Raw genomic sequence first — 14,582 nt, forward strand, 5'->3', positions numbered from 1 at the left:
CAGCGATAGCCAAAATTAACAGGGAGACACACCTATGAATTATCGCCTGTCGGCGCTTGCGCTCGGCGCCACACTGCTGGTGGGATGTGCCAGTTCCAGCCCTGGCGATTCGCCGCAGGGGCGTTCAGACCCGCTTGAAGGGTTTAACCGTACGATGTTCAACTTCAACTTTAACGTGGTGGATCCGTACGTTCTGCGTCCGGTAGCCGTGGCATGGCGTGACTATGTCCCGCAGCCGGCGCGTAACGGGCTGAGTAACTTTACCAGCAACCTTGAAGAACCGGCGGTGATGGCAAACTACTTCCTGCAGGGCGATCCCTATAAAGGCATGATCCACTTTACCCGCTTCTTCCTCAACACCATCCTCGGGATGGGCGGTCTGATTGACCTCGCCGGGATGGCGAATCCGCAGCTGCAGCGCGTCGAACCGCATCGCTTTGGTAGTACTTTGGGCCACTACGGCGTTGGCTATGGCCCGTATGTGCAGCTGCCGTTCTACGGTAGCTTTACGCTGCGTGATGAAGGCGGTGATATGGCCGATGGGCTGTATCCGGTGCTCTCCTGGCTGACCTGGCCGATGTCTATCGGTAAATGGGCGGTTGAAGGGGTAGAGACCCGCGCCCAGTCTGCTGGATTCAGATGGCCTGCTGCGCCAGTCCTCAGACCCGTATATCCTGGTACGTGAAGCCTATTTCCAGCGCCATGACTTTATCGCCAATGGCGGGAAGCTTACGCCGGCAGATAACCCGAACGCCCAGGCGATTCAGGGCGATCTGAAAGATATCGACTCGCAGTAATTGATTGATATAAATAAAAAGGGTGAACATGATGTTCACCCTTTTTTATGCCGGTAGCTTATCAGAAGCGGTAGTTGAAGTTCGCGCCGTACAGCCAGGCTTTGCCTTCGGAACGGAAGGTGTAAGGACCTTCTTTGATTTCCACGTGCTGGCCGTGCATGTAGGATACGCCAACGTCTACGGATGCATCTTTGTTGAAGGCATAGGTGGTACCCGCGCTCAGCCACAGACGATCCTGATCCGGGATGGAGATAGAGCGAGTGGCTGCCGGTACCGGACTATCATCGAAGGCGATACCGGTACGGAAGGTCCAGTTATCGTCGTAGTAATAGGTGGTACCCAGCGCGATGCGGTAGGCGTCCTTAAAGCTCTCGTCTTTATAGAACAGCGTTTGGCCATCGGAACCGGTCGCTTTCAGCTCCTGGAACTGGCTCCAGCTGGTATAAGCAAGGCTATAGTGCACGGCCCATTTTGGCGCGACGCGGTTGTAACCTGACACCTCCCACATTTCTGGCAGGTTTAGCGTCAGAGAGCCCGGGATTGTCGAACCGCCGGTTGGGTAAGGGAAGCCCGGCACAGCCGTATTCATATTGCTACGATAATCGCCGTCGAAATCGATTTTAACTTCAGACCGGTAGGTTAGGCCGTAGCGGTTGTTTTTGTCCACTTCATACAGAATACCCGCGTTCCAGCCAAATCCCCACTTATCACCTTTCAAGCGAGCAATCTGTTGATCCGCTGGAATCGCTGCGAGCTGCTGCGCTTTGGCAATCGCCGCTGGCCGCGCAGCCGCTGGTAAATTCGGCACCTGCTGCATAATCTGGCCCGCAGCGAGCATACCGGCATCGCCAGCATAGCGTTCAATTTTCGCCTTGGCGTAGACCGCATCAAAGCCAAGACCAAAACTCCAGTGGTCGTTAAGGCGATAAGCGCCGCTCAGGTTCAGGTTGAGAGTTGTCAAATCTGTTTGGCCGCCCATGGTCCCGGCAGCATAATCGTCGGCGTACTCGGTAGCCAGACCGTAGTTAGAGGTAATTGAAGCTCCCCAACCAAACTGATCGTTTATAGGGGCAACGTAATGTAAATTCGGCACCCAGGCGGTTGGAGCGATATTGTCAGCATTCAGACTTTTGCCGGATGGCGACTTTCCAGAAATATTCACGTCGGGATCAATAAATATCGCACCGGCGGACATCGTTGGGCGATCGAACATCATAATCAGCGCCGGGTTACGGCTGGCATTGCCCGCATCGTCAGCAATTGCGCCTTCACCGGAATAGGCGCGGCCCAGACCTGATGAAGAGAATTCGTTTAACTGGAAGCCTGCTGACCAGGCCTGGGTGGAAACAAGTGCTACAGCCACTGCGAGGGCAGATTGGGTAAAGCGGGTTTTCTGGCTCATGCCCATAACCTCATTGAGTTATTTTTATACAAACTATGTTACATGCCGTAACAGAAGCGCGAAGTGTAGGGTCTGCTTTACGACAGAGAAATCAGACCAGTGCGCTGAGTATAGGTCGGACCAGATAAGATGTTGCAAGTTTGTTTATGAGATTTTTCAATTGTGATACGAAAAACGCGATCCAGCCGGCAAAATTGCCCTCAACCCGGGTGTCCGATTCGGGTAATTCTTGTTTTGGATCATTTTTAAGTGTGATTTCGGTCACTTAGCGCCGTTGTCATCATTAACGACTGGAGGCACTCCCCGGCCGGGCGTAAAATAAGCCTACTATTTGTCTGGCACCTTGCGTGCATATACAGAGGAAATCTACGATGAGTAAAGTTAGTGCAGATGAAACCCCGGTTTGCTGCTGTATGGATGTTGGCACCATTATGGACAACACCGATTGCACCGCCTCCTACAGCCGCGTGTTTGCCAACCGCGCTGAAGCAGATGAAACCCTGTCGGCGTTGACTGAAAGAGCCCGCGGCGTGGAATCTGAACCGTGCAAAATTACCCCGGCCTTTAGCGATGTTGAAGGCGGCGTGCAGCTGGATATCGATTTTGTCTTCTGCTGCGAAGCGGAAACCCTGATTTTCCAGCTCGGCCTGCGTTAATTCCGTCCTGACGCCCCCTTTCAGCGGGGCGTTATCTTGTCCTTTCAATGTGTTTTGGCTCGCACTTTTTTGCTTCCCCGATTGGCTTAATGTAAAAAATTAGTTAAAACTGTTATCAGGTCAGACCACTTGGTTTTATCGGTTAACAGGGGAGAGTTATGAGTCAGGCACTACCGCTTGTCACCCGTCAGGGCGATCGCATTGCCATCGTCAGCGGTTTACGTACTCCGTTTGCTCGTCAGGCAACGGTATTTCACGGCGTTCCCGCGATTGATTTGGGAAAAATGGTCATCAGTGAAATGCTGGCTCGCAGCGATATTCCCCCGCAGATTATTGAACAGCTGGTCTTTGGCCAGGTGGTTCAGATGCCGGAAGCGCCGAATATCGCGCGCGAGATCGTGCTTGGCACCGGCATGAGCGTGCACACCGATGCCTACAGCGTCAGCCGCGCCTGCGCGACCAGCTTTCAGGCCGTCGCCAACGTTGCCGAAAGCCTGATGGCCGGGACGATCCGGGCGGGTATTGCCGGCGGCGCCGACTCCTCGTCGGTGCTGCCTATCGGCGTGAGTAAAAAGCTGGCCCGCACCCTGGTGGATGCCAATAAGGCGCGAACCCTCGGCCAGCGGCTGAAGCTGTTTTCTCGCCTGCGCCTGCGCGATCTGCTACCGGTACCGCCCGCGGTGGCCGAATACTCGACCGGGCTACGAATGGGCGATACCGCCGAGCAGATGGCGAAAAGCTGGGGCATCACCCGTGAACAGCAGGATACTCTGGCGCTCCGTTCGCACCAGCTGGCGGCCAAAGCCTGGGAAGAGGGGAAGCTGGCGGCAGAAGTGATGACCGCCTACGTGCCGCCGTTCCGCGAGCCCGTAGCAAGCGATAACAATATTCGTAAGAATTCAACCCTCGCCGATTACCAAAAGTTACGTCCGGCCTTCGATCGTAAGCACGGTACGGTTACCGCGGCCAACAGCACGCCGTTAACCGACGGCGCGGCGGCGGTGATTATGATGACGGAATCCCGTGCCAAAGAGCTGGGATTAGCCCCGCTGGGCTATCTGCGCAGCTACGCTTTCACCGCCATTGACGTTAAGCAGGACATGCTGCTGGGGCCGGCGTGGTCGACGCCTCTGGCGCTCGAAAGGGCGGGGCTGACCCTTGCCGATTTAACCCTTATCGACATGCATGAGGCTTTTGCCGCGCAAACGCTGGCCAACCTGAAGTGTCTGGCCAGCGATCGTTTTGCTCGCGAGGTGCTTGGCCGCTCGCAGGCCACCGGCGAAGTGGATGACAGCAAATTTAACGTCCTCGGCGGCTCGATTGCCTACGGTCATCCTTTTGCCGCAACCGGCGCGAGGATGATCACGCAAACCCTGCATGAGCTGCGGCGCAGAGGGGGAGGGTTTGGGCTGGTCACCGCCTGTGCGGCAGGTGGTTTAGGCGCCGCGATGATTCTGGAGGTGGAGTGATGACTCCTGCATCAGCGTTTACTCTCGATATTCGTCCGGACAACGTGGCGGTGATCACCATTGATACCCCCGGCGAAAAAATGAATACCCTGAAGGCCGAATTTGGCAGCCAGGTTCGGGCTATCATCCGCCAGATCCGCGATAACAAATCCCTGCGCGGCGTGGTGATTATTTCTGCTAAAGCGGACAACTTCATTGCCGGGGCGGATATCAATATGATTGCCCGCTGCGCCAGCGCGGAAGAGGCGGAGGCGCTGGCGCGTCAGGGGCAGCAGATTATGGCCGAGATCCACGGGCTGGCTATTCCGGCGATCGCCGCTATCCACGGCGCCTGCCTCGGCGGCGGCCTTGAGTTGGCGCTGGCCTGCCACGGGCGAGTCTGTAGCGATGATGATAAAACCCGCCTTGGCCTCCCTGAAGTGCAGCTGGGGTTGCTGCCGGGCTCCGGCGGCACGCAGCGGCTGCCGCGGTTGATTGGCGTCAGCAGCGCGCTGGAGATGATACTGACCGGCAAACAGCTGCGCGCCCGACAGGCGCTGAAGGCCGGGCTGGTGGATGACGTGGTGCCTCAGGCTATTTTACTGCAAACGGCGGTGGAGCTGGCGCTGAAAGAGCGTCCGGCAAGCCGCAACATGCCAATTCGCGAGCGCGTCCTCGCCGGCCCGCTAGGGCGCAATCTGCTGTTTCGCCTGGTGGCGAAGAAGACGCAGCAGAAGACCCAGGGCAACTATCCTGCCGCGAAGAAAATTCTGCAGGTCATTGAGAACGGGCTGGCCCATGGCTGCAGCAGCGGCTATGCCGAGGAGGCGAGGGCCTTCGGCGAGCTGGCGATGACGCCGCAATCTCAGGCGCTACGATCCATTTTCTTCGCCAGCACCGAGCTGAAGAAAGATCGCGGCGCCGATGCTGAAGCAGGACCTTTAAACAGCATCGCCGTGCTCGGCGGCGGCCTGATGGGCGGGGGAATCGCCTGGGTTACCGCCAGCAAAGGCGGATTGCCGGTGCGAATCAAGGATATTCAGGCCAGCGGGATTAACCATGCGTTGAAGTACAGCTGGGAGCTGCTGGATAAGCAGGTACGCCGCCGCTATATGCGTGCCGGCGAGCGCGATCGCCAGCTGGCGCTGATCTCCGGGACCACGGATTATCAAGGATTTGCCCACCGGGACGTGGTGATCGAAGCCGTATTCGAGGACCTGGCGCTCAAACAGCGAATGGTCGCCGAAATAGAACAACATTGCGGCCCGGAGACGATCTTTGCCTCCAATACGTCGTCGCTGCCGATCGCCGGGATCGCGGCGCAGGCCAGCAGGCCTCAGCGGGTGATTGGCCTGCACTATTTCAGCCCGGTTGAAAAAATGCCGCTGGTTGAGGTTATCCCGCATCAGCATACGGACCCGCAGGCCATCGCCACGGTGGTCAGGCTGGCAAAAATGCAGGGCAAAACGCCGATCGTAGTGGCGGATAAAGCCGGCTTCTACGTCAACCGCATTCTCGCTCCCTACATCAACGAGGCGATGCGCTTACTGACGGAGGGCGAACCCGTTGAGCATATCGATAACGCATTGGTTAAATTCGGTTTTCCGGTAGGTCCCATCCAGCTGCTCGATGAGGTTGGCATCGATACCGGCACCAAAATTATTCCCGTTCTGGAATCGGCATGGGGAGAACGTTTTAGCCCGCCTGCAAATATCATTAACGCGATCTTGAATGACGATCGCAAAGGCAGAAAAAATAGCCGCGGTTTCTATCTTTATGAGAAAAAAGGGCGTACAAGCAAAAAACGGCCCGATGCGGCAATTTATTCGCTACTGGGGGTTTCTGCCCCGCAGGCGCGCTTGTCGGCGCAGCAGGTGGCTGAACGTTGCGTGATGATGATGCTCAATGAAGCGGCGCGCTGCTTCGATGAGCAGGTTATTCGCAGCGCACGCGATGGCGATATCGGCGCCGTGTTTGGTATTGGCTTCCCGCCGTTTCTTGGCGGTCCATTCCGCTATATGGATAAATCTGGTGCGGGTGAAGTGGTTGCAATTTTGCAGCGCCTGGCCGCGCAGTACGGCCCGCGTTTTACGCCATGTGAAAATTTATTGCGCATGGCCGAGCAGGGGGCAACATTTTGGCCCGCTGGCGAACGGACGACCTAAGTTCTGGTCAAAGAAGATAAATCCGACGATGAATGACGCTGTCGGTTGGCTATTTTGTCAACAAACATTGACTATACTTACGCCACTGAGGTAAAAAACAGCGTTTCATTCGTTGGATGGATCAGGCACAATGCCCGGCCACCGGGTCGACTGCGTATTATCTGCGCGGGTAAGACTACGGTGCTTCTGGTTAACAAAAGCGGTGCAATATGCAAGTTTTTATCATGCGTCACGGCGACGCTGCCCTCGATGCAGCCAGTGACTCAGTTCGTCCCTTAACCGCATGCGGTTGTGATGAGTCACGTCTGATGGCAACCTGGCTGAAAGGTCAGAAAGTAGATATTGAGCGGGTTCTTGTGAGTCCTTATCTGCGTGCGGAACAGACTCTGGATATCGTAAGAGAGTGCATGAGCCTGCCGAAGGACGTCGACGTCATGCCGGAGCTGACGCCGTGCGGCGATGTTGGCATGGTCAACGCCTATCTTCAGGCGCTGGCAAATGAAGGTGTGGCAACGGCGCTGGTCGTTTCTCACCTGCCGTTGGTAGGGTACCTCGTCTCAGAGCTGTGCCCGGGAGAGACGCCCCCGATGTTCACCACATCGGCCATTGCCTGCGTGACGCTCGATGCCAACGGCAAGGGCGAATTCAACTGGCAGATGAGCCCCTGCAACCTGAAGATGGCGAAAGCTATCTAATCACCCCCCGGAGCCGACGTTTACGGAAGCTCCGGCGGTTGCCACTCTTCAATCTCTATCAGCACCAGCAGTGCGGCGTCCCCGCCGTACTCTTTTGGCGCCTGATGGAACGCCATAATATGCGGATGCTGCGCCAGCCATAATGGCGTCTGCTGCTTGAGAATATGCTTCCCGTGTCCGTGCATCACGCACGCGCAGAACACGTGTTCCCGGCGGCATGCGGCAATCAGCGCGCCCAGTTCCTGCTTTGCCTGCAGTCTGAGTTAAACCGTGCAGGTCGAGAAACAGACTCTGGCGAATAGTCCCCGCGCCGCAGTTTTTTCAACTCAAAGTGGCTCACGTCCGCACGGACGTATTTTACCGACCCTTCGGTATTCAGCAGCGGCTGAAATTCATCCGAAAAGTAGTGGCTGTTGTCGGCCTGCTCCTGAAGTAGACGCTTCGGCGGCACTTCGGTAATTTTCTTGCGCAGCGGGCGGTGAACGATAGTGTCCTGCTTAATCTTACGCGTGCCGGTCATGAGCTGACGGAACAGCGTCTGATCCTCCACGCTAAGCGATGTTTTCTTTTTCATTGCCCACTCTCATCTTTTCTTTGCGCTAGTTTACCCGACCCGGAGTACATCCAGGCAAGCAAAACGTACTTTTCCCCCTCAGCCTGACGTAAGAATGCTGATTTATCGCCGTCTTCATGGCAAACTAGCCGCCGAATTTACAGTAGAGCGTGTCCTGGAGGATGGCGTGGATAAAATTTTTGTTGATGAAGCAGTCAATGAGCTGCAAACCATTCAGGACATGCTGCGTTGGGCGGTAAGCCGCTTCAGCGCGGCGAATATCTGGTACGGTCACGGCACCGACAACCCGTGGGACGAAGCGGTGCAGCTGGTGCTGCCTTCATTGTACCTGCCGCTGGACATCCCGGAAGACATGCGCATTGCGCGTCTGACTTCCAGCGAAAAACACCGCATCGTTGAGCGCGTGATTCGCCGCGTCAATGAGCGTATTCCGGTCGCCTATTTGACCAACAAAGCCTGGTTCTGCGGCCATGAGTTTTACGTCGATGAACGCGTGCTGGTGCCGCGCTCTCCGATTGGCGAGCTTATCGAAAACCAGTTTGCCGGACTGATCGACCATCAGCCGCAGCACATCCTGGATATGTGCACCGGCAGCGGCTGTATCGCCATCGCCTGCGCCTATTCCTTCCCGGAAGCGGAAGTCGATGCGGTGGATATCTCCCCTGACGCGCTGGCCGTGGCCGAACAAAACGTGGAAGAGCACGGGCTGATTCATCAGGTTACGCCGATTCGCTCGGATCTGTTCCGCGACCTGCCGAAGGTGCAATATGACCTGATCGTCACCAACCCGCCGTACGTCGATGAAGAAGATATGTCCGATTTGCCGGGTGAATATCGTCATGAGCCGGTGCTCGGGCTGGCCTCCGGCAGCGACGGTCTGAAGTTGACCCGCCGCATCCTCGCCTGCGCCCCGGATTACCTCAACGATGACGGTATTCTGATTTGTGAAGTCGGTAACAGCATGGTACATCTGATTGAGCAGTACCCGGATGTCCCGTTCACCTGGCTTGAGTTCGATAACGGCGGAGACGGCGTGTTTATGCTGACCAAACCGCAGCTGATCGCCGCACGGGTGCATTTCGGTATTTATAAAGACTAAAAACAACACGCAAACATGACGGAGCCGTGATGGCAGGAAATACAATTGGACAACTCTTTCGCGTAACCACTTTCGGCGAGTCGCACGGCCTGGCGCTGGGCTGCATCGTCGACGGCGTACCGCCGGGCATCCCGCTGACCGAAGCCGATCTGCAGCACGACCTGGATCGTCGCCGTCCCGGCACCTCGCGCTATACCACCCAGCGTCGCGAACCGGACCAGGTTAAGATCCTGTCTGGCGTATTCGAGGGCGTCACCACCGGCACCAGCATTGGCCTGCTGATTGAGAATACCGACCAGCGTTCGCAGGACTACGGCGCTATCAAAGACGTTTTTCGTCCCGGCCACGCGGATTACACCTACGAGCAGAAATACGGCCTGCGCGATTATCGCGGCGGCGGACGCTCGTCGGCGCGTGAGACCGCGATGCGCGTCGCGGCAGGAGCGATCGCCAAAAAGTTCCTCGCGGAGAAGTTTGGCATCGTCATCCGCGGCTGCCTGACCCAGATGGGAGATATCCCGCTGGCCATTAAAGACTGGGAGCAGGTTGAACAGAACCCGTTCTTCTGTCCCGATCCGGATAAAATTGAAGCGCTTGATGAGCTGATGCGCGGCCTGAAAAAAGAGGGCGACTCGATTGGCGCAAAAATCACCGTCGTGGCCGATGGCGTTCCTCCGGGACTCGGTGAGCCGGTATTCGACCGCCTGGATGCCGATATTGCCCACGCGCTGATGAGCATAAATGCGGTGAAAGGCGTTGAGATTGGCGACGGCTTTGAGGTGGTTAAGCTGCGCGGCAGCGAAAACCGCGATGAGATCACCAAAGCCGGTTTCCAGAGCAACCATGCGGGCGGCGTGCTCGGCGGCATCAGCAGCGGTCAGCAGATTGTCGCTAATATTGCGCTGAAGCCGACCTCCAGCATCACCGTTCCGGGGCATACCATTAACCGCTTTGGCGAAGAAGTTGAGATGATCACCAAAGGGCGTCACGATCCGTGCGTGGGGATTCGCGCGGTGCCGATCGCAGAAGCGATGCTGGCGATCGTGTTAATGGATCACTTTATGCGTCAACGCGCGCAAAACGGCGACGTGACGACATCAATTCCACGCTGGTAATCGATGAAAAAAACCGTTATCGCTCTGCTGGCGCTCCTGGCCAGCTCTGCCTGCTCTGCGGCAACGCCGTGGCAAAAAATCACTCAGCCGATAGGCGGCAGCGCGCAGTCGATCGGCGCTTTTGCCAACGGCTGCATTGTGGGAGCCCAGGCGCTGCCGCTGGACTCGGCAAACTACCAGGTGATGCGTACCGACCAGCGCCGCTATTTCGGCCATCCCGATCTTGTCCGGTTTATCCAGCGCCTGAGCAATCAGGTGCACGGCCGGGGAATGGGCACGATGCTGATTGGCGATATGGGAATGCCCGCCGGCGGGCGTTTTAACGGCGGCCACGCCAGCCATCAGAGCGGCCTGGATGTCGATATTTTCCTCCAGCTGCCGCAGATGCGCTGGAGCCCGGCGCAGCTGCTGAAGCCGCAGGCGCTGGACCTGGTTTCCGCCGACGGCAAGCGCGTTGTCCCGGCGCGGTGGAGCCCGCAAATTAGCCAGCTGATCAAGCTGGCGGCAGAAGATAGCGAAGTCACGCGCATCTTCGTTAACCCGGCGATCAAACAGCAGCTATGCCTCGATGCCGGGAGCGATCGCGACTGGCTGCATAAAGTTCGCCCGTGGTTCCAGCATCGTGCGCATATGCATGTTCGCCTGCGTTGTCCTGCCGGAAGCCTGGAGTGCGAAGAGCAGGCGCCGCCGCCTGCCGGCGATGGCTGCGGTGCAGAGTTGCAAAGCTGGTTCGAACCTCCGAAACCCGGATCAACCTCTCCTGTGAAGAAGACGCCGCCTCCGCTGCCGCCTTCCTGCCAGGCGCTACTGGATGAGCACGTTCTTTAATGGATAGTTTTATCGACCTGTTTATGGTTTCGCCCACGGTACTGGTAGTGCTTTTCTTCGTCGCCATTCTCGCCGGATTTATCGATTCCCTGGCCGGCGGCGGCGGGCTGTTGACCGTCCCGGCGCTGATGGCTGCGGGACTCCCTCCGGCGCAGGCGCTGGCGACCAACAAGCTGCAGGCCTGCGGCGGTTCGCTTTCCGCGTCACTCTATTTTATCCGCCGCAAGGTGGTGAACCTCGCCGATCAGAAGCTTAATATTCTGATGACGTTTATCGGCTCCACCGGCGGTGCGCTGCTGGTGCAGCACGTGCAGTCCGATATCCTCAAACAGATTTTGCCGCTGCTGATTATCGGCATTGGCCTCTATTTTCTGCTGATGCCAAAATTAGGCGAGGACGATCGCCAGCGCCGCTTATACGGCCTGCCGTTCGCGCTGGTCGCCGGCGGCTGCGTGGGTTTCTATGACGGCTTTTTCGGCCCGGGCGCCGGTTCATTCTACGCCCTGGCCTTCGTGACCCTGGCGGGGTTCAACCTTGCAAAATCAACCGCTCATGCGAAAGTGCTTAACGCGACCTCCAACGTTGGCGGGCTGCTGCTGTTTATTATTGGCGGCAAAGTGATTTGGGCCACCGGATTCGTGATGATGGCGGGGCAGTTTATTGGCGCCCGCGCCGGCTCGCGGCTGGTTCTGAGCAAAGGGCAATCGCTGATTCGACCGATGATCGTGGTCGTGTCCGCAGTGATGAGTGCGAAACTTCTTTATGACAGCCACGGGGCGGAAATCCTGCAGTGGTTGGGAATGAATTAATGCAACAGCAACACCATTATCAGCAGCTGATCGCCATTTTTGACGGCTGCTTCGCCGATGATTTTAATACCCGTCTGATTAAAGGCGACGACGAACCGATCTATCTTCCGGCTGACAACGACGTACCGTTTAACCGTATCGTCTTTGCCCACGGCTTTTATGCCAGCGGTCTGCACGAAATTTCGCACTGGTGTATTGCCGGGAAAGCGCGTCGCGAACAGGTTGATTTCGGCTACTGGTACTGCCCGGATGGCCGGGATGCGATGACGCAGAGCCAGTTTGAAGACGTCGAGGTGAAACCCCAGGCATTTGAGTGGCTGTTTTGCGTGGCGGCGGGCTTCCCGTTCAACGTCAGCTGCGACAACCTGGAAGGGGACGTCGAACCCGACCGCATCGCCTTTCAGCGGCGGGTCCATGCCCAGGTGATGAGCTATCTGCAGCAGGGGATCCCGGAGCGTCCGGCGCGATTTATTCAGGCATTACAAGACTATTATCAAACGCCGCCACTGACGGCAGAACAATTTCCGTGGCCGGAAGACCTGCACTAAGGCCACGCTTTACACTAGAAGAGGAAAGACAATGCTCGCGGAGTTTGAATCACGCATTCTGGCGCTAATCGACGAAATGGTAGACCACGCCAGCGATGATGAACTGTTTGCCGGCGGCTATCTGCGTGGCCACCTGACGCTGGCGATAGCCGAGCTGGAAGGCGGAGACGATCATTCAGCGCAAGCGATCAATGACCGGGTTGTTCACAGTCTGGAAAAAGCGATCGGCGCGGGAGAGCTCTCGCCGCCGGATCAGATCCTCGTTCAGGATATGTGGGAACGTTTGTATCAGCAGGCAACACGCTAAGCAGCTGAACCGCCTGTAAGATAGCCCCGGCCGAGCGTCGCGAGGTCGGGGAATCGCCCGGTGGCGCCATCCGGGCTACCTCTGCGGATTATTTCACCGCTTTTCCCTTCAGCAGTTTCCTTACCCATAGCCGATTGGGATTGAGCGCCGCCAGCGTTTCGCGATCCATTGGCAGCGGTTCACCGCTCATCTGCGCCGCCAGAATTTCCGCCGCTAACGGCGCGGAGCACAGCCCGCGGGAGCCCAGCGCCCCGAGGAGATACAGATTGCGGTGCACCGGCGCCGACGGCGCGTTCTCCTTCTGCCCGGCAAGCTGAGCGTAGCGGGTCAACGTAGCATCATAGTCCGGCACGTTGCCGACCATCGGTAAATGGTCGCGGGTGGCGCAGCGTACGCCGCTGCGGGCCTCATTGGCGCTGATATCGACCTCCCGGGCCCACTCTGCGTCCGGGAAGCAGTCGATCAAACGCTGCCGGTTCTGCCGCTGATCCTCTGCGCTGAATGCCGTCTCCGTCCGTCCGCGATGATAGCTGGCTCCGATACAGTGCTGCTGGTTATGCGGGTTTTGCGGCGTCAGGTAGCCGTCATAGCACAGCACCTGGCGCAGCTGAGCAAGCCCCGGCGTTGTCGGGATGTGGCTAACCTGTCCGCCTACCGGATAGGCCGGCAGCTGCGCGGTTTGGCTGAAGGTGGTCAGCTGATGGCCGTTCGCCAATACCACCACGTCGTGCCGCTGGCGCTGGTTCAGTCTGCCAGCCGTCGCCGTCGGCGGTGAGCGTCTCTACCTTAAAGCCATAGCGCGCGTGCAGTCCGTGGGTCGCCGCCAGCGCGAGGAATTCGGCCGTCAGTCTGCTGCGGGCAGAGCCAGCCTCCTGCGGGATAGGCGATCCCGCCGCAGCCGGTCTCGACGCCGGTCGCCTGCGCCGCCGTTTCGGCGCTGACGGCAACGGCAATTTCCGCCGGCAGATTGAGCTCGAGCATCTGGGCGATTTTTTGCCCGCTTTTCTCATCCCAGGCGAGCTGAGTCACGCCGCACCACTGGTGGTCGAAGGTAACCGGCAGCGCATCGTAAATCCGGCGCGCGAAGGTAAATGCGGCGGGGAAGAAACGGGCCAGGGCCGGGTCGTGCTGGCTGAGTAAAGGATACAGGGCCCCCTGGCGGTTGCCGGATGCGCCTGTGGCAGGGGCATCGTCGGCGCAATAGAGCGTCACCTGCCAGCCGCGGCGCAGCAGCGCGAGCGACAGCAGGGCGCTGGCAATTCCACCGCCGATAATCGCCACCTCGCGTTTTTCGCTGGCGGTGCGGGCGAACCACGGCGCGTGCGCGGGCAGGTTCAGCTCGCGGCTCATCTCGCCGATCAGCATCTCCCGCTTGCGGCCAAAACCTTTATGCTTGTGCATGGTAAAGCCGGCTTCCTGCAGGCCGCGACGGACAAAGCCCGCGGAGGTGAAGGTCGCCAGCGTTCCGCCCGGTTTCGCCAGCCGGGCCATCGCCGCGAAGAGTTCAGGCGTCCACATATCCGGGTTTTTTGCCGGCGCAAACCCGTCGAGAAACCAGGCGTCGACCTGCTGATTGAGGGAGTCATCAAGCTCGAGGGTCAGCTCATTGATATCGCCGAACCATAAATCAAGGGTCACGCGTCCGTCATCAAGCAGTAGCCGATGGCAGCCGGCAACGGGCAGCGGCCACTGGGCCTGCAGCTGCTCTGCCCACGGCGCCAGCTCCGGCCAGCGCCGGTGGGAGAGGACCAGATCGGCGGCGGTGAGCGGAAATTTTTCAAAACTGATGAAATGTAATCTTTGCAGGGTAGCTTCGGGGTTGTCACGGTGAAAAACGTCGAACGCCTGCCACAGCGTGAGGAAGTTGAGGCCGGTGCCGAATCCGCTCTCGGCAACCACAAATAGCGGCTGCGAATGACCAGGAAAGCGTTCACCGAGGCGGTTGCCGCCGAGAAAGACGTAGCGGGTCTCTTCCAGGCCGTTGTCATTGGAAAAGTACACGTCGCCGAAATCTCGGGAAACAGGTGTACCCTCAGCGTTGAATTCCAGGTTGGCAGGTTGTATGGCGTTTTGTTTCACGTAAGTTACTCGAATCTCAAGGCGTAGAACGATCTTAACGATGTGTGCCGGGAGGCGCAA

General features: G+C 58.1%; 11 protein-coding genes and 3 pseudogenes. 11 read left to right on the forward strand and 3 right to left on the reverse strand.

What is annotated here, in order from left to right; genetic code table 11:
• Positions 1 to 34: 34 nt before the first annotated feature.
• A pseudogene (gene mlaA, locus ABOC21_RS06795) lies at positions 35 to 797 on the forward strand (phospholipid-binding lipoprotein MlaA).
• 61 nt (positions 798 to 858) lie between these two features.
• Here the strand turns inward: mlaA and fadL are convergent.
• Entirely contained in the window at positions 859 to 2,199 is a 1,341-nt protein-coding gene (fadL, locus tag ABOC21_RS06800) for a long-chain fatty acid transporter FadL (RefSeq protein ID WP_426814012.1), read from the reverse strand.
• A 371-nt stretch (positions 2,200 to 2,570) separates the two neighbouring features.
• On the opposite strand from fadL, the gene ABOC21_RS06805 reads away from it, so the two are divergent.
• From ABOC21_RS06805 to sixA, 4 genes are all read left to right on the forward strand, one after another.
• On the forward strand, positions 2,571 to 2,855 hold the full coding sequence (locus ABOC21_RS06805; protein WP_426814013.1) for a YfcZ/YiiS family protein: 285 nt from the start codon (positions 2,571 to 2,573) through the stop codon (positions 2,853 to 2,855).
• A 158-nt stretch (positions 2,856 to 3,013) separates the two neighbouring features.
• On the forward strand, positions 3,014 to 4,324 hold the full coding sequence (fadI, locus tag ABOC21_RS06810) for an acetyl-CoA C-acyltransferase FadI (RefSeq protein WP_426814014.1): 1,311 nt from the start codon (positions 3,014 to 3,016) through the stop codon (positions 4,322 to 4,324).
• Positions 4,324 to 6,468, forward strand: a complete 2,145-nt coding sequence (gene fadJ, locus ABOC21_RS06815) for a fatty acid oxidation complex subunit alpha FadJ (RefSeq protein WP_426814015.1) — start codon at positions 4,324 to 4,326, stop codon at positions 6,466 to 6,468. Before fadI ends, fadJ begins: the two co-directional genes overlap by 1 nt.
• 209 nt (positions 6,469 to 6,677) lie before the next feature.
• Positions 6,678 to 7,163 (forward strand): phosphohistidine phosphatase SixA, encoded by a 486-nt coding sequence (gene sixA / locus ABOC21_RS06820; protein ID WP_095100491.1) that lies wholly within the window; start codon positions 6,678 to 6,680, stop codon positions 7,161 to 7,163.
• 20 nt (positions 7,164 to 7,183) lie between these two features.
• Here the strand turns inward: sixA and smrB are convergent.
• Positions 7,184 to 7,737 (reverse strand): annotated as a pseudogene (gene smrB, locus ABOC21_RS06825) (endonuclease SmrB).
• Positions 7,738 to 7,903: 166 nt separating this feature from the next.
• Here smrB and prmB point away from each other — a divergent pair.
• Genes prmB through ABOC21_RS06855 form a run of 6 tightly spaced genes read left to right on the forward strand, consistent with a single transcriptional unit; the run spans position 7,904 to position 12,443 of the window.
• Positions 7,904 to 8,836 (forward strand): 50S ribosomal protein L3 N(5)-glutamine methyltransferase, encoded by a 933-nt coding sequence (prmB, locus tag ABOC21_RS06830; protein ID WP_095101335.1) that lies wholly within the window; start codon positions 7,904 to 7,906, stop codon positions 8,834 to 8,836.
• Positions 8,837 to 8,865: 29 nt separating this feature from the next.
• Positions 8,866 to 9,951 (forward strand): chorismate synthase, encoded by a 1,086-nt coding sequence (aroC, locus tag ABOC21_RS06835; protein WP_095100495.1) that lies wholly within the window; start codon positions 8,866 to 8,868, stop codon positions 9,949 to 9,951.
• Between the two features lie 3 nt (positions 9,952 to 9,954).
• Positions 9,955 to 10,779 carry a penicillin-insensitive murein endopeptidase gene (mepA, locus tag ABOC21_RS06840; RefSeq protein ID WP_375215547.1) on the forward strand — a complete coding sequence of 275 codons (825 nt, stop codon included), beginning with the start codon at positions 9,955 to 9,957 and terminating at the stop codon, positions 10,777 to 10,779.
• Positions 10,779 to 11,588 carry a sulfite exporter TauE/SafE family protein gene (locus tag ABOC21_RS06845; protein ID WP_426814016.1) on the forward strand — a complete coding sequence of 270 codons (810 nt, stop codon included), beginning with the start codon at positions 10,779 to 10,781 and terminating at the stop codon, positions 11,586 to 11,588. Before mepA ends, ABOC21_RS06845 begins: the two co-directional genes overlap by 1 nt.
• Positions 11,588 to 12,136, forward strand: coding sequence for an elongation factor P hydroxylase (locus ABOC21_RS06850; RefSeq protein ID WP_426814017.1), 549 nt, complete (start codon positions 11,588 to 11,590; stop codon positions 12,134 to 12,136). Before ABOC21_RS06845 ends, ABOC21_RS06850 begins: the two co-directional genes overlap by 1 nt.
• Before the next feature lie 31 nt (positions 12,137 to 12,167).
• Positions 12,168 to 12,443: a YfcL family protein gene (locus tag ABOC21_RS06855; protein WP_426814018.1), complete on the forward strand. Its 276-nt coding sequence runs from the start codon at positions 12,168 to 12,170 to the stop codon at positions 12,441 to 12,443.
• 88 nt (positions 12,444 to 12,531) lie between these two features.
• On the opposite strand, the pseudogene mnmC reads toward ABOC21_RS06855, so the two are convergent.
• Positions 12,532 to 14,522: pseudogene (gene mnmC / locus ABOC21_RS06860) on the reverse strand (bifunctional tRNA (5-methylaminomethyl-2-thiouridine)(34)-methyltransferase MnmD/FAD-dependent 5-carboxymethylaminomethyl-2-thiouridine(34) oxidoreductase MnmC).
• Positions 14,523 to 14,582 lie beyond the last annotated feature (60 nt).

Source organism: Klebsiella sp. WOUb02 (assembly GCF_050058015.1).
GTDB lineage: Bacteria > Pseudomonadota > Gammaproteobacteria > Enterobacterales > Enterobacteriaceae > Klebsiella.